General features: G+C 32.7%; 15 protein-coding genes and 1 tRNA gene. 1 reads left to right on the top strand and 15 read right to left on the bottom strand.

Annotation, left to right across the window (positions count from 1 at the left end; all coding sequences use genetic code 11):
- Positions 1–15: 15 nt before the first annotated feature.
- From ACFWU4_RS06130 to ACFWU4_RS06100, 7 genes are all read right to left on the bottom strand, one after another.
- Positions 16–88: transfer RNA gene (locus tag ACFWU4_RS06130), tRNA-Met, on the bottom strand.
- A gap of 176 nt (positions 89–264) precedes the next feature.
- Positions 265–1113 carry a Two component regulator three Y domain protein gene (locus ACFWU4_RS06125; protein WP_411125890.1) on the bottom strand — a complete coding sequence of 283 codons (849 nt, stop codon included), beginning with the start codon at positions 1111–1113 and terminating at the stop codon, positions 265–267.
- Positions 1114–1241: 128 nt separating this feature from the next.
- On the bottom strand, positions 1242–1424 hold the full coding sequence (locus ACFWU4_RS06120) for a CPXCG motif-containing cysteine-rich protein (protein ID WP_411125885.1): 183 nt from the start codon (positions 1422–1424) through the stop codon (positions 1242–1244).
- Between the two features lie 5 nt (positions 1425–1429).
- Entirely contained in the window at positions 1430–2755 is a 1326-nt protein-coding gene (locus ACFWU4_RS06115) for a TolC family protein (RefSeq protein ID WP_411125883.1), read from the bottom strand.
- Positions 2748–6008, bottom strand: coding sequence for an efflux RND transporter permease subunit (locus tag ACFWU4_RS06110; protein WP_411125881.1), 3261 nt, complete (start codon positions 6006–6008; stop codon positions 2748–2750). The genes ACFWU4_RS06115 and ACFWU4_RS06110 overlap by 8 nt, the downstream gene beginning before the upstream one ends.
- Positions 6009–6011: 3 nt before the next feature.
- Entirely contained in the window at positions 6012–7157 is a 1146-nt protein-coding gene (locus ACFWU4_RS06105) for an efflux RND transporter periplasmic adaptor subunit (protein ID WP_411125879.1), read from the bottom strand.
- A 65-nt stretch (positions 7158–7222) separates the two neighbouring features.
- Positions 7223–9133: an ABC-F family ATP-binding cassette domain-containing protein gene (locus ACFWU4_RS06100; protein WP_411125877.1), complete on the bottom strand. Its 1911-nt coding sequence runs from the start codon at positions 9131–9133 to the stop codon at positions 7223–7225.
- A gap of 112 nt (positions 9134–9245) precedes the next feature.
- Here ACFWU4_RS06100 and ACFWU4_RS06095 point away from each other — a divergent pair, with 112 nt between their 5' ends.
- On the top strand, positions 9246–9629 hold the full coding sequence (locus ACFWU4_RS06095) for a DUF983 domain-containing protein (RefSeq protein ID WP_411125875.1): 384 nt from the start codon (positions 9246–9248) through the stop codon (positions 9627–9629).
- Here ACFWU4_RS06095 and ACFWU4_RS06090 read toward each other — a convergent pair.
- The 8 genes from ACFWU4_RS06090 to ACFWU4_RS06055 all read right to left on the bottom strand — a co-directional run bounded on the left by ACFWU4_RS06090 (position 9619) and on the right by ACFWU4_RS06055 (position 20010).
- A complete protein-coding gene (locus ACFWU4_RS06090; RefSeq protein ID WP_411125873.1) occupies positions 9619–10665 on the bottom strand; it encodes an NAD(P)/FAD-dependent oxidoreductase in 1047 nt (348 codons plus the stop codon). The two genes, ACFWU4_RS06095 and ACFWU4_RS06090, sit on opposite strands and share 11 nt — an antisense overlap.
- 223 nt (positions 10666–10888) lie before the next feature.
- A complete protein-coding gene (gene gldN / locus ACFWU4_RS06085; RefSeq protein ID WP_411125871.1) occupies positions 10889–11797 on the bottom strand; it encodes a gliding motility protein GldN in 909 nt (302 codons plus the stop codon).
- 64 nt (positions 11798–11861) lie between these two features.
- Complete coding sequence (gldM, locus tag ACFWU4_RS06080; protein WP_411125869.1) at positions 11862–13436, bottom strand: gliding motility protein GldM; 1575 nt, start codon at positions 13434–13436, stop codon at positions 11862–11864.
- Positions 13437–13484: 48 nt separating this feature from the next.
- Entirely contained in the window at positions 13485–14120 is a 636-nt protein-coding gene (gene gldL / locus ACFWU4_RS06075; RefSeq protein WP_411125867.1) for a gliding motility protein GldL, read from the bottom strand.
- A gap of 95 nt (positions 14121–14215) precedes the next feature.
- Complete coding sequence (gene gldK, locus ACFWU4_RS06070) at positions 14216–15568, bottom strand: gliding motility lipoprotein GldK (RefSeq protein ID WP_411125865.1); 1353 nt, start codon at positions 15566–15568, stop codon at positions 14216–14218.
- Positions 15569–15728: 160 nt separating this feature from the next.
- On the bottom strand, positions 15729–16895 hold the full coding sequence (locus ACFWU4_RS06065) for a formimidoylglutamase (protein ID WP_411125864.1): 1167 nt from the start codon (positions 16893–16895) through the stop codon (positions 15729–15731).
- A 6-nt stretch (positions 16896–16901) separates the two neighbouring features.
- Positions 16902–19412, bottom strand: coding sequence for a type I DNA topoisomerase (gene topA, locus ACFWU4_RS06060; protein WP_411125862.1), 2511 nt, complete (start codon positions 19410–19412; stop codon positions 16902–16904).
- Positions 19413–19572: 160 nt separating this feature from the next.
- Positions 19573–20010, bottom strand: a complete 438-nt coding sequence (locus ACFWU4_RS06055; protein WP_411125860.1) for a hypothetical protein — start codon at positions 20008–20010, stop codon at positions 19573–19575.
- Positions 20011–20179: the final 169 nt, after the last annotated feature.

Raw genomic sequence — 20179 nt, 5'->3', positions numbered from 1 at the left:
GGACTTTCAAAGTAGTAGCGGGAACTGGACTCGAACCAGTGACCTTCGGGTTATGAGCCCGACGAGCTACCTACTGCTCTATCCCGCGATTTAATCTTAAAACGATTTTCTTAGCTTTTAACTTTCGGGTCATAATACCGACTCAATCATTTTAGGAATGCAAATATACAACGCTTTTTAATTTTAGCAAGTATTAAACCAAAAAAAAAGCGTTCAATTTAATTGAACGCTATCTAATATATATAAATTTAAATTCTTATCGATTTAATCATCGTCATCATCATCTTCTGCATCTAAAGTAGCTAAAGACCCTTTCATATTTACCTCATCCAAATCAAAATCAACAATATTTGGTAGTTGATTTTTTAACGCAGCATAATTTCCTTTAAAAGCATTGTTACTTAATAACAAGGTTTTGAGGTTTGATAACTGTGCTAATTCCCCAGGTAAATCTCCATAAAATGCATTATTAGACAGAACTAACTCCTCTAATTGCGTCAGTTCGCCTATAGAAGATGGTATAGTTCCTAAAAAACTATTATCAAAAAGACTTAAGACTTTTAAAGATTTTAAACTAGAAATGTTTGAAGGCAGTTTTCCCATTAACAAATTACTACTTAAAATTAAGTTTTCTAGGTTTGATAAATTACCTATAGTAGACGGAATTTCGCCTGAAAAATTATTGTTGTATAACTCTAAAGCTTTTAAGTTGATTAAATTACCAATATCTGATGGAATTGGTCCACCAAAGCTGTTAGAAAAAAGTTTTAACTCTTGAAGACTAGTTATAGTCATAAGTGATTTTGGCAACTCTCCTTTAAGTTTATTAAATGATAAATTTAAAATTCTTAATGAAGAAAGATCTGAAAGTTCATTTGGTATAGTCCCTTGAAGATTATTGAAACTTAAATTGATGGCAACCACCTTGTCATTCTCAATAGTTAATCCATGCCAATTAGCAATTGGCTGATCTAAATCCCATGAGGTATTCCAAGATTCACCTTGAGTTGTATTGTATAATGCTACTAAAGCATCCTTTTCGCTTTGGGATACATTTGCAAATGTAAATGCAGAAAACAAGCAGGCTAGTAGAGTAAATTTTATAGATTTCATAATAGCGGATTCTGTGGAGGGGCACAATTACTATACGAATATAGGTTCAAACACTATAAAATGCAAATTTATTCGATGAAATGCATAACGGTTTTTATTAAAAAATTGATTTACAAGCACTTAACTATTTACTGCTCTATATTTTCCGCTTGAAAACTAACTAATTCTTGATTATTCATAACAGTTGAAATTTGAATAGGATTACAACAGATTTCGCAATCTTCAATATATGTTTGTTCTCTTTGAGAGGTATCTATTAGCATAGAAATTTCCTCCCAACAATAAGGGCATTGAAAAAAATGCTCTTCCATAACTACTAAAATTCTACGTTTAATAATTCACCACTAATTTGTAATACCAAAACTTCAGCTAATTTAGCGTCATACTTTGCTTGATTACGACTTAATTCCGCAGTTAGAAGATTAAGCTGTGCTTGTCTAAATTCTATTGAGGTTACTTGACCTAGTTTAAACTTTTCTTTAGTTCTCGAAAAATTATTTTTTGCCGTTTTAATATTATCTTCTTGAACTCTAAAAATGGTTAGTTTATTTTGATAATCGTCCCAAGCATTGTTAAAATTGCGCTCAATATCTAATTTTAATTGTTTTTTCAGCAATTTTTGATTCTCTAAATTAATCTGTGCGTTTTTCACTCTGGTAATAGTACCACCGCCATCAAATAAACTCCAGCTTAGGTTTAAACCCGCTGATAGTCCTGTATTTGTTGACACTGCGACGAATGAAGCAGCATTATTGTTATTTTCATTCCAACCATAAGTCCCAACCAATCCAACTGTGGGTAAATAACCAGATCTATTGGCCTTTAACGTAAACTCATTTATAGCTATATTTTTTTCATTTTGAATAAGGGTAACATTATTACCATATAGCTTATCTAAAAGTTCTTGCTTATTTAGTTGTAATAAAAAGGTCACTGTTGTGTCTACGACATAAGCATTTCGAATAGTATTACCAGTTACAAAATTAAGATCACGTTTAGCATTTATAAGTCCTTGCTCCGAATTAATAATATTAATACTATCATTATTAATATCTACTTCTGCATTCAAAACATCTAACTTTGTATTCTGACCATATTCAAATTGATATTCAGATCTGGTAAGTCTATCGTTTGATATATTTAAAGTTTCCTTTAACGATCTTAGGTTCTCAGAACGTCTGGCTACATCGTAATAAACAGTAAGCAACTGTGTTATAGTATTTTCAATAGTTTCTCTTGCTTGTAATGCACTAAGATTATACTCTTCTTTTAATCTTTTATAATCGTACAAACGTCCTAATCCGTCAAAAATGGTATAATTTAAATTAACACTAGCATTATATCTAGAGCTCTCGGCTCCATTTAAAGTAGTTGTTTCCCCATTTGAAAATTCGGCTGAAATATTATCTCTATTAAAAGTTGCCCCAGCATTAGCTGTAACTGTTGGAAGATAACCAGAATTTAATATACTCTTATTATTTTCTGAAACCTGAACATTGTTATTTGCTATTTTAATTCCAAAATTATTTTCTAAAGCCAAGGTAACTGCTTCAGAAGGCCTAACAATTTGCTGCGATAGTCCTTTAAAAGAAATACACAACAAAAGCACCATAAAAATATTATAAAAACTCTGTTTATTCATTTATCTCTGTTATCAGATGTTCTTGATTATGTTTAAGTTTAAGACGTTCAGATTTAATTTCTGCATTACGCTCCTTAATTGCACGTTCGACTTCTTCTTTTGTTATTTCACCTCCAGTTATTAGCCATTTAATATTCTTCTTTAGGAAATTACTAAAAGATAAAAAGATAGGAAGCACCACTAAGGTTAAAACAGTTGCAAAACCAATACCATAGGCGATAGATACTGCCATTGGGATTAAAAATTGCGCTTGTCTACTTTCTTCAAAAATTAATGGAGCTAAACCAGCAACTGTTGTAATTGAGGTTAAAAATATAGCTCTAAAACGTGAACGACCTGCCTCGTATAAAGCGTCATCAAATGCTAGACCTTCTCTTAAATTACTGTTGAATTTACTTATAAGAACGAGCCCATCATTAACCATAATACCTATTAGCGCTATAATACCCAACATGGATAAAATATTTAATGGAAAATCGTGTATCCAATGTCCCCAAGCCACAGCAGGTAAACTCAGTGGTATCATTAATAGTAACAACAAAGGTTGGCTATAACTTCTAAATGTAAATGCAATGACAACATAAATCAACAACAAAACTGTTAAGCCTACAGGAGCTAGAGAATTCATTAGCTTTAATCGTTCTCTATTTTGTCCTTCATACGATGGCGTCACTGTTGGATATTTTGATAAAATTTCTGGCATTATTTCATCTCTTATTTCCGCCATAATATCTGTGGCACTTGTCTTCTTTGTATCCTTTATATCAGCAGAAACTTGTATTTCTCGGCGGCCTTCTAGGTGGTTAATAGCTACATCACCGCGTGCTATGCTATAACTCGCTATTTCTTTAAGGGGTACCTTTTGACCACTAGGTGAGGTAATACGCATATTATCTAAATTGTTTATTGAGGAACGATTCGCCCTATTATAACGGACCCAAACTCTAATTTCATCTTGGCCTCTTTGAAAACGTTGTGCTTGTGCTCCAAAAAATGCAGAACGCACTTGTGTCATAACTGTTCTAAGGTTTAAACCTAGTGCATAAGCACCTTCATTAAGTTCTAATCGTATTTCTTTTATCCCAGCAGGATCATTATCAGTAACATCCTTAAGTAATACATTATTTTCTAAACTCTGTTTTAACTCTGCCTTAACGGCTTTCAACTCAGAAATATCACTACCTAATAAGGAAACAGAAACTGGTAGACCGCCAAAGTTACCACCACCACCATAAACTAAACTTTCTATTCCAATAATAGGTCCAACTCGATCTCTCAATCGATTAGTAACCAAATCTGATGTTATTGAGTTTGGTCGTTCTTCACCTGGTAATAAATTTATTGTTAATGATGCTGTTGAAGAACCTGGGCCAATACTTTTAATCATATTTTCTACCAAATGCTTTTCATTTCCTTCACCTAAATATTCTTGATTAATTTCATTTGTTACTTCAATTGCTTTAGCTTCTATAAACGAAATGATACTATCTGTTACATTTTCATTTGTGCCATTTGGCATGTTAAGTGATATATCGATTCTGTCACTAGCAATTCTAGGGAAGAAAGCTCCTCTAATTATTCCTCCTTTAAAACTCGCATTAGTAAGCATAAAGAAGACTATAAAAAATGAAATAGTTAAGAATTTATATTTAAGAGCAAAGCGTAAAACTGGACTGTAAATTTTATCTCTAAGCCAGCGCATTATAAAGTCACCAAATTTATTTACATATCTCAATTTTGAAAAAACCTCCTGAAACACTCCTTGCTTCTGGTCCGGATTTTGCACTCTCAATGCCTTAGAATGGGCTAAATGGGCAGGTAAAATAATTAAGGCTTCTACTAAAGAGACAAGTAATGTTAGCATAACTACCACTGAAACTTCCCCAAAAAATTCACCTATACGACCATCAAGAAATAAGAATATCCCAAATGCTAATATAGTTGTTAGTATTGCAGAAACTATTGCAGGAAGCACCTCCATGACACCATCAATAGCGGCTTCTTCTGGTGACTTTCCTTTTTCGTAATGCTGGTAAATATTTTCAGCGATTACTATACCATCATCTACCAAAATCCCGATTACAATAATCATCCCAAAAAGTGATAATACATTGATGGTAACATTAAAATAACCTGCAAACATAAACATACCAAAAAACGCTACAGGTAAACCAAATGCTACCCAGAATGCCAATCTAGTATTTAAGAATAAAGATAAAAATAGCAGAACCAAAACCATACCAATAATCGCATTCTCAGTTAACAAAGCTGTACGCTGAACTAAAGTTGTCGATAAATCTCTAACTACGTTTAATTGTACATTATCATATTTCTGGTTAAATTCTTCAATGTATGCCTTGGTTTTATCTGCTGAAGTAATTAAATCTTCTGTATTTGTACTTGTTATGGTGATATTGATAGATAAATCACCATTAAAGTAGTTAGAGTTTGGTGTTTCAGAAAACTGATCCTTCACTACAGCAATATCTTTAAGTTGAATAGTACGACCTGATGCATCAGCTTTTACTACTAGATTTGATAACTCATCAGCATAATACGATCGTGAGTTAGCTCTAATTAAATATTCCTCTGCATTTGTTTTTATCGTACCTCCAGTTGTAATAAGGCTTGACTCATTTATAGCCTGTGAAACTTCAGCAAAGGTTAAATTATAAGCTAATAAATTAGTTTCATTTAATGCGATTTCAATTTCTTCTTCTGGGTATCCAGAAATTTGAATTTGAGAAATACCATCTATTCCTCTGAGGTCATTTTCAACTTGTCTTCCAATTTGTTTTAGAGTTGATAAAGGTATTTTAGAACCACTAATAGCAAATGTAATTGTTGGTCTTAAAGCTTCTTGCTTAGCCACAATTAAAGGCTCCATACCAGCCGGAAAAGTAGGTACACGATCAACTGCATTCTTAACTTCGAGAAGCATAAAGTCGATATCTTTTCCTTTTTCGATTTCGACGTTAATATTACCACTATTTTCTCTAGATGTTGATGTTACACGCTCTACACCATTTAGACCTTTAAGATTATCTTCTATTTTAAGAATTATACCTTCTTCAACTTCTTGCGGTGAAGCACCAGGATACGTCACATTAATACTAATGTTCTTTGAATCTATTAAGGGGAAAAAAGAGGATTTAAGATTTTTAGCACCAAAGAAACCAAATACAACAAACGTTAAAACTACAACATTGACTGCTACGCTGTGCTTAATAAAAAAAGCAATTAGTTTTCTCATCACTTAGTCTACTTTTTGAGCTGGTTTCTCTGAATTAACGTTATCCTTATAAGGCTTTACAAGCATGCCTGCATAAGCTCCCGGAATTGGTTTCGATACAATTACAGTACCATTTGGTACATTTTTAACAACTACTTTGGTGTCAGAAAAATATACAGGATTAACATTAATTAAATCTAAGATACTATCTCTAACAATAAACATTTGATCACCTTCTATCACCAAGCTTCTATCAACTTCAATCGCATCAGTTTCTTGTTTCGCATTTAGATTTGCTTCTAAATACATGCCTTCCTTTAGTGTCTCATCCTTTACCTCTATGTAAGCAGTTATAGTCTGTGTAGTTGCATCAATACTCCCATTAACACGAGAAACTTTACCTATATAACTTTGTGTATTATCTAGGCTCTTAAGAACTACGCTTTCCCCTACTCTTAATAGACTTGCGTAAGTTTTGCTTAATGCTACTTCCATTTCGTAAACAGATGGATCTATATATTCCCCCAATTTCTGTCCACTTCTTATCAATGAACCTTCGGTAACCAAGGCTTCTGTTAAAATTCCCGAAAATGGTGCTCTTATACTATACTTTGCCAAGCGTTGTTCTAAATTCTTTACATTATAATAATTAGAGACTATACCACGTCCTGTAATAAAGTAGTTTTCTTTTTCTGAAGTCATCTCTGGCAATTTTGGCGTTGTCTTATTTAGATCAAAACCATTTAAATAACTTTGCCATTTTTTAAAAACTTCTGGAAAATCTAATCGTAAATCTGGCATAATTGCCGCAATAGAATTATACAAATTACTTTTTGATGATTGTACGCTTGCATAATACTCTGATGCATCAATACGTATTAAGTTTTCACCACTGCGGTATTCTTGTCCTGGTTTAAAAAGCTTACCACTTGTTTTAAAAACACCTTGAACTTCTGCATACAACTCTACACGCCTTTGAGCTACCAAACTTCCATTTGCAGGAATTATAATTTGAACTGAAGAATTCTGTACCGTATCTATAAAAACAGTTTTTACAACCTTAGCTGGTGTTGGTCTTTTCTTTTTTTCATTGTTAGCAATAGATTGACTAACGAAATAGGCTCCTACTATTAGGATAAGTCCTAATATAAAAAGAATAATTTTACGCATTGTAATATGATGGTTGTTAAAGAGCAAATTTACCTATAACAAAATGCCGAGTCGTTAAAATAATCTTAATTATTAAGATGGTCTAATTGTGCCTGAACGTTCTCCCAATCCGTCATTAAATTTTCTAAATCTTTTTTCTTTTTTTGATACATATCAAAAAACTCAGGGTTGGAAGCGGTTTCATCATAATTGGTTGCTAACTTTAAATCGTCAGCTTTGATATCCTTTTCGAGTTGATTGATTTTAGATTCAATATTACTAAGCTTATTATTTAAAGACTTTAATTTTTTCTGATCTTCATAACTCTGCTTATTTGTCTCCTTTGGTTTGTTTGCAACAACAGTTCGCTTTTCTGCTTCTCTCAAATTTTCTAGATTTCGCTGTTCCAGATAGAAATCAATATCACCTAAATACTCTCTAATATTCTGATCTTTAAATTCGTAAATCGTATCAGTTAAACCTTGGAGAAAATCTCTATCGTGCGATACCAAAATTAAAGTACCTTCGAATTTTTTTAAGGCATCTTTTAATACGTTTTTAGATTTTATATCTAAGTGATTGGTCGGCTCATCCATAATAAGGACATTCAATGGTTGAAGCAATAATTTTGCTAGTGCCAAACGATTTCGCTCTCCACCCGAAAGTACTCTAACGTATTTTTCTGCCTCATCACCTCTAAATAAAAACGAGCCTAAGATATCTCTAACCTTACTCCTATTGGTTTCGTTAGCAGCATCAATCATAGTATCTAAAACGGTTTTATTCCCATCTAAATATTCAGCCTGATTTTGAGCGAAATAACCAATTTGAACATTGTGTCCTAAATTTAAATTTCCTTCATGCTTTATTTCTCCAACTATAATTTTTGCTAATGTTGATTTTCCCTGTCCGTTCTGGCCAACAAATGCCGTTTTAACATCCCTTGATACTGCTAAATTTACATTCTGTAAAACTTGCAATTCACCATAAGATTTTGACACGTTCTCAATTTCTACAACTACCTTTCCTGGAGTTATAGAAACAGGAAAATTTAAAGACATTACACTATTATCATCTTCATCTACCGCAATTCTATCAATACGATCTAATTTCTTAATTAACGATTGAGCCATTGTTGCTTTAGAGGCTTTGGCTCTAAATTTTTCTATTAACTTTTCAGTTTGTTGTATTTGTTTTTCTTGATTCTTCTGAGCAGCTAGTTGCTGAATTTTCATCTCTTTTCGAAGCGCTAAAAATTTGGTGTAAGGTTTGTTGTAATCATAAATTCGTCCTAAAGAGATTTCTATTGTTCTATTAGTAACATTATCTAAAAACATTTTATCATGTGATACAATAACCACTGCGCCGCTATAACTTTTTAAGAAATTTTCTAACCAAATTATAGATTCTATATCTAAGTGGTTAGTAGGCTCATCTAAAAGTAACAAGTCATTATTTTGAAGTAATAGTTTTGCTAATTCTATTCGCATTCGCCAACCGCCAGAAAAAGTGTCTGTTAGTTTTTCAAAATCTTCGCGCTTAAAACCTAATCCTTGAAGAATTTTTTCTGTTTCACCTTGATAGTTATAACCTCCTAAGATTTCGTATTGATGCTGAATATCATTTAAATCAATCATCAACTGGTTATACGATTCGCTCTCATAATCAGTTCGCTCTGCGAGTTGTATATTAATTTCTTCTAAACTTGCCTCGCAAGCTTTTATCTCCTTAAAAGCTTCGTACGACTCTTCTAAAACTGTTTTACCAAAATCAAAGTCAATATCTTGTTTTAAAAACCCTATTTTTAAATCCTTATCAGCAGCTATTTGACCAGTATCAGCCTCTTGCTCTTTAGAAAGAATTCTAAGCATAGTAGATTTTCCAGCCCCATTTTTCCCAATGAGACCGATTCGATCACCTAAACCAAGTTTAAATGTGATTTCTTCAAAAAGGTATTCTCCTTGAAATGATATGGATAGGTTGTGGATATTTAGCATAACTTTTTTGAATATTACAATTGCTATAAATGTTACAATTGTTACAATACCAGTATTATAAAATTTTATCTTTGTACTGTCTTAAAAAACGCAAAAATAAACGTTTTTAGTTATGATTAGAAAAGGAATGAAGCTTTATAGTATTCTTTTTGGGGCTTGCCCTAAATGCCACCAAGAATCGATGTATACTTATAAAAATCCATATATACTTTCTGATACGTTAAAAATTAATGAGCATTGTTCTCATTGCAAAACTAAATATAGGATGGAACCCTCTTTCTTTTATGGTTCTATGTATGTTAGTTATGGCGTGGGTGTTGCTTTTGCTGTTGCCGCATTTATAATGAGTTTTATAGTTTTTGAATCTTCAATAACTATGGCTTTCATTAGTATCATAATCACACTAGTTGCTCTAATGCCTATAATAATGAGATTATCTAGAAATATCTGGATTAATCTTTTTATGAGCTATGATAAATCTTTAGTTAAGAAATAAACCTGTTAATATCAATTTCTTTATCTAACTCAGTTTGATTTTCTATATGCTGAAATAACTGATTTGCAACGTATGGTGCTATCATTACTCCTCTAGTCCCTAAACCATTTAAAACATAAAGGTTTTTATATTTATCGTGCGCGCCAACTAATGGCCTTCTATCCTTAACTGTTGGTCTTACTCCAGCACGTTGGTCCACTATTTCAAAATCACATTTAATAAAGGTCTTTACTTTATCAATCAACTTCTCCTTAGCCTCTTTTGTAGGTACATTAGATTTATCTGCATTATCGTAAGTTGAACCTATATTATAAAGATCATCACCTAATGGAATTACAAAAACAGACGACTTTATGGCATAATCAATTTTTAAATTTGGTGCTTTAATAGTAAGAATCTCACCTTTTGAACCTGTTAACGGAATATCTTTAAAATATGGATTTTGCTTTACCCCAAAGCCTTCTGCAAAAATTATGTTAGATACTATATATGTTTTATATAGATAAGAATTGTCTAGAATTTGAACCTCTTCGTAATTAAATCTTAACTCGTGTAGATAACCTTCTTGCTTTAAAAATTTCTTGTATTCAACAATTAACTTTTCTGTATCAACTCGACCTGCATGTAATACTTCACCAAACCCATACTCAGCATCTATTGCCTTATTAGTATTTTTAATCAATTTTGTCGACAGAAACGGGTCTAAACTTGGCTTGTCTGACGCAGAAAACCATTTATTTTCTTCTTCAATTGATGTGAAACGCCTTAATATTCTAAGTTTATAGTCTATCTTAATATTTAAATCTACTTCTATCTTGTTATATACTGGCAAAGCTAGTTTCAGTTGCTCTTTGGCTTTCCAAACTTCTGAAAAACGTTTTAAAATGACTGGGTTATATAATCCAGCTGCTACTAGTGACGATTTTTGCGACTTATCATCGAAAACTATAAATGACTTATGGTTTGCTCTTAAGAGTTCGCAAAATGAAATACTTGCTAACCCACAACCTACAATAATGTAATCGATTTGTTTCATTTTGGTAAAAGTAAATAAATGTTTCGCATTCCTGCGAAGGCAAGAATCTTATTTAATAATAAAATTAACGTCCTTATTCGGAATAAAAGATCACACGATAAAGCGGTTTTAGTTCAATTGTATATTTATATGCATAACGATTTGATTTTTTAATATAGAATTTCTCTTAAAATAAAAACGCCCACTTAAAAAGTGGGCGTTTTGTATTTCTTATGTGCGTTAATTAATAACTCCACATGTCTTGTTCAAAATCTCTAATTTTATCTTTGATACGTTCTGATTCTAAAAGTTGCATTAATGCATTTTCAGCAATATACTCCTTAACTTCTCTATCACCATAAACATTCTCTTCCTTGTAAATTAATCCATGGAAACGACGACTATTTAATAAGTGATCAAAAGAAATTGGTGATGAACTATTTTTGTTATTAAATGATTTAGCCTCGTGTAAAATATCTCTTACCTCTGGAAAGAATACCCAAAACATAGGTATTGGCTCACTATTTTCCGAATTCTCATCATCAATAAAGTTTACATCTGGTGCCGCTGGAGCAATACCTAAAATGCGGTATTTTAATTCTCCTTGACGCTTATCGAAATACCAAAGGCCTTTTATTAAATAAGAGTTTATATCAGCAGGACCAATATCTCTTTTAATAATATATTCTTCAGGAATTTCGTCTTCTCCTACACCATTTTCATTCATGTAGTCAATACCCGCATCAGTAATTTTAGTCATCGTAAGCGATGCAGCTAAATCCTTTAACGTACGCTCTTCTGTAAAATATGAATCCGCATACACTTTAGGTATCATACCACTTTCCATATTTTCTGTTAAAACTTGGTATAAAGATTTTCTATCATCACCAAGATTACCATCTACAGGGAAATATAATGGAAAGTTAACACGTTCATCTAAAACTACCTTTTCCCAAGTCATCTTAGAAAACAAGATGTCTCTATCTCCAACATAACCATACTCTAATGGCTTATCGTTATCTAGAAGTAATTCTGCTTCAGTTTTCATGCCAATTTCCTCAGGAATTTTAGCATTAAGGACATTAGACTGAGCAAACATTGTGTTTGTTGCAAACAGTGCTAATCCTATATATAAAACATTTTTTATTTTCATCTTACTTTATATTAATAATTTGGGTTTTTTTTATCAGTAACGTTTTTATCAATTAAAAATTATCCTAGTTAGTTACTTCAACAATAACAGGAGATACATTCTTTAATCTATACTTTGAGTTACCTTGTATCTTAGCTTTAATTTCAAAGATCGTAATGTTATCACCTCTACGCGCTTTTTTAATAGCTGACTTGGCTTGTGCGTTCATTTTTGTACCAACTACATTAACTGTAGGTTGACCAGGCACCTTAATTTTAAATGAAGTTACGTTAATCGGTAAATCAAATACAAAATCATCTAATTTAGCACTAACAGTACCTATTTCTACATTACGCTTTGGTAACTTCACTACTCCTGTTTGACCAGCCATAACTCCAGTTGGTGCAGGAATATCTTTAATTCTAAATGTTTTGCTATCGCTTGCTTTAGACCCATCATCTAGAGTTGCAGTAACATTAATTGTCATTTCCTTACCAGAACCTGCGTTAACTACATACTTTCCTTGACCAGATGCTTTAGATAAACCAGCTCCTGACGCATTTACTTTATTATCTGGAACACCAGCAAAAGAAATTGTCATTGGGTTTGGTACACCTCGATAAACAACATTCATCTTATCAGCAGAAATTGTAGCTGAGTTTGGTCTAGGTACTACTACATAATTACCTACAATTGGAATTTCTAATGGCTTTCCATCTTCTAAAAATGTAAAAGTTCCATTTATCTTTTGCTCTCCAACATTACCAACATTAAAGTCTAATTTTGCAGCACCGGTAGAATCAATTGCTTCACTTACATTTATTTCCTTTCCTTGTACAGTTAGTTTAGTAGGTGTAACATTTGCATATTTCCCTAGAACAACCTTACCTTGAAATTTTTCGCCAGCAAAAAATGCAGACTTATCAGCCAATACGATAGCTTGATATTTCTTTAAAGATACAGCCTCGTCTAAACTATTCCCTAAAAATAGGTTGAACATGTTAGCTTCTGTCATCTTAACATCGTTTTGCATAGCAGTTAACTTTGTGTAAGAAGCAATCGCTGGGAATCCTTGAAAATTATAGTTTAACCAACTTTTCGTTATTCCTTCTTTAGTTTCAACTTCTGCCGTAGAAAAACGCTTATCTAAGCGCTCAATAGCCTTTTTATACTTTACATCAGATCCAAGAATTTTCTTAATATCTGCTTTATAAGCTTCTATTTTAGAGATTACTTCTTGCCCTTTGATAGTTTCTCTATCACCAGTAAACCACATTTCATCAAGTATATCAGTCTTATCCATTGATTCAAATGGTAACTGACCTGTTTCTTCTTCTACTTCATATTTTCCTTCTCTAAGCAAGTCTTGCTTTAAAGAACCTATATATGTAAAAAATTTATCTGAAACTGCATTCACTTCTGTAGCCTTATTAAAAGGTACAGCAAATTCCTCTTTCTTTTCTTCAGCCTTAGTCTCTAAATCTGCTAACAATGCTCCATTTTTTTCTGTCGCTACTGCATTAGACTCAGCAAACTTTACGTCCATCAATCCGAAAGCGGATAGTACTTCTTTAGACATATTCATTGCCATCATAGCAATAAATACTAAGTACATTAAGTTAATCATTTTCTGCCTTGCAGATGCTTTTCCTCCTGCCATTGTAATTTAGTTTTTAAATGTTAATTAAATCTCGATTATAAAAACCAATTAGTTTTTGTTCATAGCAGTTAACATACCACCATATACACCATTTAAAGATGATAAGTTAGATGCTAAGGATTGCATTTGCTCTTTTAATTTAGTCGCATTTTCAACTGCTTCCTCGTTAATTGCAGCTTGGCGATTAGCGCTTTCCATCTGTACTTTGTAAAGACTGTTTAAAGACTCCATTTGTGCAGCTGCTAAAGACATCTCTTCGCTATATTTCTTTTGAGCTGTCATAGAATCTACCGTTGGGTTTAAATTCTTAGCAGCACCTTCAAAGTTTTTAATACTATCTCCTAAACTTGCCATTAGTTCACCATCTATCTTAGCATCTTTTAACAAGTTGTCTAATTTTTTAGATAATAAACCTTCTGCATCTTTAGGTTCTTCTTTTTTCTTTTTACCACCTAGGGTTTGTCCTCCTGCTAACTCAGGATATACTAAAGACCAATCTAAATCTGATTGTTGTCTTTCAAAAGCTGAGTATGTAAATACTAAAGCCTCTACAATCATACCAAGTGTTAAAATTTCTGAACCATATGGCCAGTGTTGTATTTTAAATAATGCACCTACGATTACGATTGCCGCTCCTAATCCGTAGATCATGTTTGTTATTGTCATTTTACCTTTCTGTGCCATAATTTTTTTGTTTTAAGTTTAGTTTAAGTTATAAATGGATGTATTTAACTTAAGTAGGTTAATTTAATTTGGGTTGTTATTTAATTTTTACTTTTTTAGTTTGTTGCAGCGTTTTTGGTAACTTCAGTTCCCATATAATCTTGAACTGTTCTAAAACCAATATAGCTTCTAGCCGAATCGGCATATTCGTAGTCTCTTGAGCTCACTTGTAAGAAGTATGCAACATCTTTCCAAGAACCTCCTCTAACTACTTTACGCGCATTATCTGGATCATTAACATTAGGATTAATTGTTGAAGAAAACTCATAAGAACCTGGATCATAAGAACCAGCTACCCATTCAGAGACATTTCCTGCCATATTGTATAAGTTAAAATCATTAGGATCGTAAGCGTCGGCTTCTACAGTATACAATGCTTGATCTGCTGCATAATCACCTCTTAATGGCTTAAAGTTTGCCATAAAGCATCCTCTATCATTTTTAGCATATGGGCCACCCCAAGGATAAGTTCCACCTTGAAGACCTCCACGAGCTGCATATTCCCATTCTGCTTCAGAAGGTAATCTATAAGCATTTACTGGTTGTTTACCTTTACTTTTTTGGTAGCCATTATGATTTATTGTTCTCCACTGACAAAACGCTCTTGCCTGCTTCCAAGACACACCAACCACAGGATAATCCCCATAGGCATCATGCCAAAAATAATCATTATGCATTGGCTCATTATATGAATAAGCAAAATCTCGTATCCAAGCTGTTGTATCTGGATAGATTTCTACCTCTTCTTGTTCTATAACTTCTGAACGTCTTAAGCTTCTATCTTTTGCTGCTTTAGCAATATCCATATAGGTATACTGAAATTTAAATTGCTTTACATCCCAAGTACGTTGTCCGTTATAAGATTCTTCTAATGGTAAATACATACCATCCATAACCTCAGCATATAATTCATCTGGGTATTCAGAAGTATCAAAAAATAATTCTGGATCACGATTTATTTTTCTTTGCTCATTACCATAAGTATTAAGCATATAACTTTCGTATGCATTAAGATCGTCTGGATTTGAATCTAAATAAGCAAACTCACCTATATCACCATTCCCTGGAGTTTTTCCTTCCAAGTCAGCCATTTCTGCTAACTTTAATCTTAAGATAGAATCTCTTACCCATTCTACAAATTGACGATACTCACTATTAGTGATTTCTGTTTCGTCCATATAGAAAGCGCGTACAGTTGCTGTTTTAGTTGGAGCATCTTGCACACCAGCAATATCATCATCTGATTTACCCATAATAAACGCTCCTCCAGGAACTAATGTCATTCCATAAGGTTTTTCTGGGTGCCATGATTTACCTTTAACACCGACCAATTGTCCTCGGTCTCCAGAATTACAACTGGCAACCAAAATCAATACTGTGGTTAGTAAAATAAACTTCTTAATATTCATAGTAACTCGAGGTTAAATTAGTTCTCCTTAATTTTAAGGACGTAAACATATTTATATAATTTTTAAAAAACAACTTTTTTCTATTTTTTTTTGCATTTCGTCCTTAAAAAATGCATTTCATCGATACTTTAACTGTTAAATTATCGATTAAACGTCAATTTTAGAAGCTGTTCTTCCTATAAGCTTTATACCACCTTTCTGGTATCTCTCCTTGTAATGCTAACTTATAGTCAGAGTGCATGCAAGGTAATAACGCATGCTTTTTTAATTTATTATTAACATTTGGCAAAAAAGGAATCTCTATCCACCAACGACCGGTTTTTAAACTTTTATAGAAAATTAACTCATCATCGTCTACCAACACGTTATATTTTTGATATTGCTTTTCATTAGTAAATGCATCGTCTAACACTCTACAATTAACACCCTCAATAAAATACCAAATCATTTGAGCTAATAACATTGAAGAAGCACTATCATTTTTAGAATTATGATACTCATAAATTCCAAAAGAAGATACTTTATTACTTATCCCAGCATAACGCGAGATAGCACAAATTTCCTTTCCAGAAAATCCATTAGGCGAGTATTTTTGATTTTCACTTACCTCAGCTGCTCGAACTGACTTTAAATCTATAGAAACTATATGAGCATCTCGTAGTAAAGGCTCTACTCTATTAATATCGGCTGAAATTTCACCTAAACGATAAGCTTCGAAATACAATTTCTCTACAAGATCTATTTCTTCTTGAGAATTAAAATAGGTTTGATACCCTATAGTTGTATAATTAAATAAATTATAAGGCTCATCAACAATGACTTTTCCGAGATAACTATTGTTTTTAATAGGTAAACTAGCATCGCCTAAATCAAAATTAGTATCAATATTTACAATATTGATCATTGGTTTTATTGTATCGTAGGCTCTATAATTAGGATAGGTTAAATCTTGACTACCACCTAAAATGATTGGTATTATATCTTTCTCTAATAAAACTGAGATTGCTGTTCTTATTGCGAAGTAAGAATCTTCTACTGTCTCTCCTGGCTCTATATCACCCAAATCAGCCAAGGTTGTGTGCCAATTACCAGGAAAAAGCGTATAAAGTGTTTTTCTAATAGAGTCAAAATTGATCTCTACACCAATATAATTGACGTCATTACGATTTTCTTTAACACCAATAATAGCTAATTGAACACCTTCTAATTCTGGAATTCCGTTTTGTCTTGAATGGACTTTAATTTTTCTTCCTAGCGCTTGTTGCGCTGTTAGTTCGTTATGAGCCAAAACCGCATCTGAAACAGGCGTTAGAAAATTAAAATTCATAGTGTGTTACTTCTTTTTAGTAGTCGCTTTTTTCTTAGTTGCTTTCTTTCTAGTTTTTTTCTTAGGTGCGTTTTTTTCTAATAAAGCTTGTGCTTTTTCTAATGTCATTTTAGTAACATCAACTGTTTTAGCCAATTCTACTTTTTGCTTACCCTTTATAATATTATGCCTTCCCCATCTTGCCTTTTCTACTCTAACACCTTCTTCTTCCCAATTATGGATCACTTTATCTATTTCTTTCTGAATTTTTTCCTCAACCAAAGTTACAATGTCTTCCTCAGATAAATTATCCCAATCGTATTTTTTATTTACGTTAATAAATAGATTATTCCACTTTATAAATGGCCCAAAACGACCTTTTCCTTTAGTAACCTCTAAATCCTTATAAATGTATATAGGAGCATCTGCTAATTCTTTTTCCTTTATATATACAATAGCTTCCTCTAATTCTACGCTTAATGGATCAACTCCCTTAGGTAAAGAAACAAACTTTTTACCAAATTTAACATAAGGCCCAAAACGCCCATTATTCACTTCAACCTCTTCCTCTTTATAATGACCTAATGCTTTTGGCAATTTGAATAGATCCATAGCTTCTTCAAAAGTTATAGAACTTAATTGCTGGTCTGGAGATAAACTAGCAAATTGTGGCTTTTCTTCATCGTCGGGTTTTCCTAATTGAACAAGAGGACCAAATTTACCCAATCTCACTAGTACTGTTCTTCCAGATTTTGGATCGGTTCCTAAAACACGTTCTCCAGATTCACGCTCTGCATTTTCTTGTACATCTTCAACTTGCGGATGAAAACCTTTATAAAAGTCCTTCATCATTTCTCTCCAATCTTCTTTTCCTTCCGCTATATCATCAAATTTATCTTCGACTTTAGCAGTGAAATTATAATCTAAAATACTTTCAAAATGATTGACTAAAAAGTCAGTTACAATCATTCCTATATCTGTCGGAACAAGTTTACCTTTATTAGAGCCAGATTTTTCAGATAAATTCTTACTTGCTATATTTCCGTTTTCAAAAACTAATTGCTTGTAAGGTCGCTCATCCCCTTCGTGAGTTCCTTTTTCTACATAGTTTCTATTCTGAATAGTAGATATTGTTGGTGCATAAGTAGATGGTCTACCTATTCCTAATTCTTCTAATTGTTTTACTAATGACGCTTCAGTAAACCTTGAAGGTGGTCTAGTAAAACGTTCTGTAGCAGTTATAAAATTATTTTCTAAATTTTCACCAACCTTCAAGTCTGGTAAAATACCCTCTTGTTCCGCATGTTCGTCATCAGTACCTTCTAAATAAACTTTTAAGAAGCCTTCAAAGGTTATAATTTCTCCATTTGCAGTAAACTGCTCCGCAACGTTGTTACTAGAATCTATCTCTATTTTTAGATTTGTGCGTTCTAATTTAGCATCACTCATTTGAGAAGCAATAGCTCTCTTCCATATTAAATCGTATAAACGAGCTTGATCTCTTTCTGCATTAACAGAATGATTAGCAAAATTTGTAGGACGAATAGCCTCATGCGCTTCTTGCGCACCTTTAGATTTACCTTTATAATTAGTAGGCTTACTAAATTCTGAACCATATGCAGAAATAATCTCACTTTCGGCGCCTTTCTTAGCCTCATCAGAAAGATTAACACTATCTGTTCTCATGTATGTTATAAGACCTGCTTCATACAAACGTTGCGCATTACTCATAGTTCTACCCACAGAGAATCCTAATTTACGAGATGCTTCTTGCTGAAGTGTTGACGTTGTAAATGGAGCAGCGGCAGATTTTTTAGCCGGCTTCTTTTGCAGGTCAGCAACGGCATAAGATGCATCAATATTATTATTTAAAAACTGAAGAGCTTTTTTTTCTGAACTAAAATTCTTTGGTAATTTAGCCTTAAATGAATTACCTCCAACAGTTTTAAATTCAGCGTCAACCCTGTAGCTTGCTTCTGGGACAAAACCTTGTACAGCTCTTTCTCTTTCAACTATTAAGCGCACAGAAACAGATTGTACTCGACCCGCTGAAAGTCCACCTTTAACTTTTCTCCATAATACTGGTGACAACTCATAACCAACTATTCTATCTAGCACACGTCTAGCCTGTTGTGCATCAACTAAATTATAATCAATACTTCTTGGGTTTTCAATAGCTTTATTAATGGCGCTTTTAGTAATTTCATGAAAAACAATACGCTTCGTTTTATCCTTATCTAATTTTAATGTTTCAGCCAAATGCCAAGCAATTGCTTCTCCTTCCCGATCCTCATCACTAGCCAACCAAACCATTTCTGCTTTCTTAGCTAAATCTTTAAGTTTTTTAACCACATCCTTTTTGTCTTTAGAGACTTGATATTTTGGCATAAAATCTCCTTCTACATCAACCCCTAATTCTTTAGAAGGGAGATCAGCAATATGTCCAAAACTAGACTCTACTTTATAATCCTTTCCTAAAAATTTTTCAATGGTTTTTGCCTTTGCAGGTGACTCAACTATGACTAGATTTTTTGGCATTCTTTATTTTTTTTGAGGTTACAAATGTATGCGAAAATAAATTTACAATCCTAATTTGGTCTTAAATACCACACATTTTATCGTGGTTTACTTATTCTTTGAAACAAAAAAAGCCTTGTATTTTACAAAGCCTTTTATAATATAATATTTTCTTTTTTCTTTAGTAACTATATAGAATCGGTTCTGAAAAATCTTGGATATTTAATAAAACCTCAATTTCTCCGGCAACCCTAAGTTCTCTTAAATCAAAAGATCTTCGTTGAGTAAAAACAGCCAAACACGCCTCATTATTAGTTAACACTAACTTTAAGGAACGCTGCACTGGTGATGATTCCTGAACAATATCTGCATCCACCAATTCTATTTGCCAAGAACTCCCATCACATCCGCTAGCTGAAAGATTAATAAGTAAGCAATCACCATCAACTTCTGCATTTAAAATACTAAATGTATCGGACTCCGAGTTCTCATAAAATGAGCTGTCTATTATCGGAACCTCGTCACAAAGAGGAGAAATCGGCACGTTATCTTCGTCGCATTGTGTACTTAGCAATAGAAGACCTAATAAAAATAGTGTAGTTAATCTTAATGATTTCATTTTCTTAATTTATTTAAAGATGCAAAATACTCCAAATGGTTGCGTCTTAAAACTTAAATTTCATTCAAAAAAACAACAAACAAATCAAAATAATATAAAACTGCCACTTTGTCACAAAGTCTAAAATAATTATATCTTTGCATGCTTATTGAAATAAATATTTTAAGTT

Source organism: Winogradskyella sp. PE311 (genome assembly GCF_046545555.1).
Taxonomy (GTDB): Bacteria; Bacteroidota; Bacteroidia; order Flavobacteriales; family Flavobacteriaceae; genus Winogradskyella.
The sequence above is the reverse complement of the archived record's forward strand: the minus strand, read 5'-3'. Positions and strand labels throughout refer to the sequence as shown.

What these genes read in the sequence shown, in the direction of transcription:
- ACFWU4_RS06125 (WP_411125890.1), bottom strand. Translation starts at nt 1,113, where the DNA reads ATGAAATCTATAAAATTTACTCTACTAGCCTGCTTGTTTTCTGCATTT.
- ACFWU4_RS06120 (WP_411125885.1), bottom strand. Translation starts at nt 1,424, where the DNA reads ATGGAAGAGCATTTTTTTCAATGCCCTTATTGTTGGGAGGAAATTTCT.
- ACFWU4_RS06115 (WP_411125883.1), bottom strand. Translation starts at nt 2,755, where the DNA reads ATGAATAAACAGAGTTTTTATAATATTTTTATGGTGCTTTTGTTGTGT.
- ACFWU4_RS06110 (WP_411125881.1), bottom strand. Translation starts at nt 6,008, where the DNA reads ATGAGAAAACTAATTGCTTTTTTTATTAAGCACAGCGTAGCAGTCAAT.
- ACFWU4_RS06105 (WP_411125879.1), bottom strand. Translation starts at nt 7,157, where the DNA reads ATGCGTAAAATTATTCTTTTTATATTAGGACTTATCCTAATAGTAGGA.
- ACFWU4_RS06100 (WP_411125877.1), bottom strand. Translation starts at nt 9,133, where the DNA reads ATGCTAAATATCCACAACCTATCCATATCATTTCAAGGAGAATACCTT.
- ACFWU4_RS06095 (WP_411125875.1), top strand. Translation starts at nt 9,246, where the DNA reads ATGATTAGAAAAGGAATGAAGCTTTATAGTATTCTTTTTGGGGCTTGC.
- ACFWU4_RS06090 (WP_411125873.1), bottom strand. Translation starts at nt 10,665, where the DNA reads ATGAAACAAATCGATTACATTATTGTAGGTTGTGGGTTAGCAAGTATT.
- gldN (WP_411125871.1), bottom strand. Translation starts at nt 11,797, where the DNA reads ATGAAAATAAAAAATGTTTTATATATAGGATTAGCACTGTTTGCAACA.
- gldM (WP_411125869.1), bottom strand. Translation starts at nt 13,436, where the DNA reads ATGGCAGGAGGAAAAGCATCTGCAAGGCAGAAAATGATTAACTTAATG.
- gldL (WP_411125867.1), bottom strand. Translation starts at nt 14,120, where the DNA reads ATGGCACAGAAAGGTAAAATGACAATAACAAACATGATCTACGGATTA.
- gldK (WP_411125865.1), bottom strand. Translation starts at nt 15,568, where the DNA reads ATGAATATTAAGAAGTTTATTTTACTAACCACAGTATTGATTTTGGTT.
- ACFWU4_RS06065 (WP_411125864.1), bottom strand. Translation starts at nt 16,895, where the DNA reads ATGAATTTTAATTTTCTAACGCCTGTTTCAGATGCGGTTTTGGCTCAT.
- topA (WP_411125862.1), bottom strand. Translation starts at nt 19,412, where the DNA reads ATGCCAAAAAATCTAGTCATAGTTGAGTCACCTGCAAAGGCAAAAACC.
- ACFWU4_RS06055 (WP_411125860.1), bottom strand. Translation starts at nt 20,010, where the DNA reads ATGAAATCATTAAGATTAACTACACTATTTTTATTAGGTCTTCTATTG.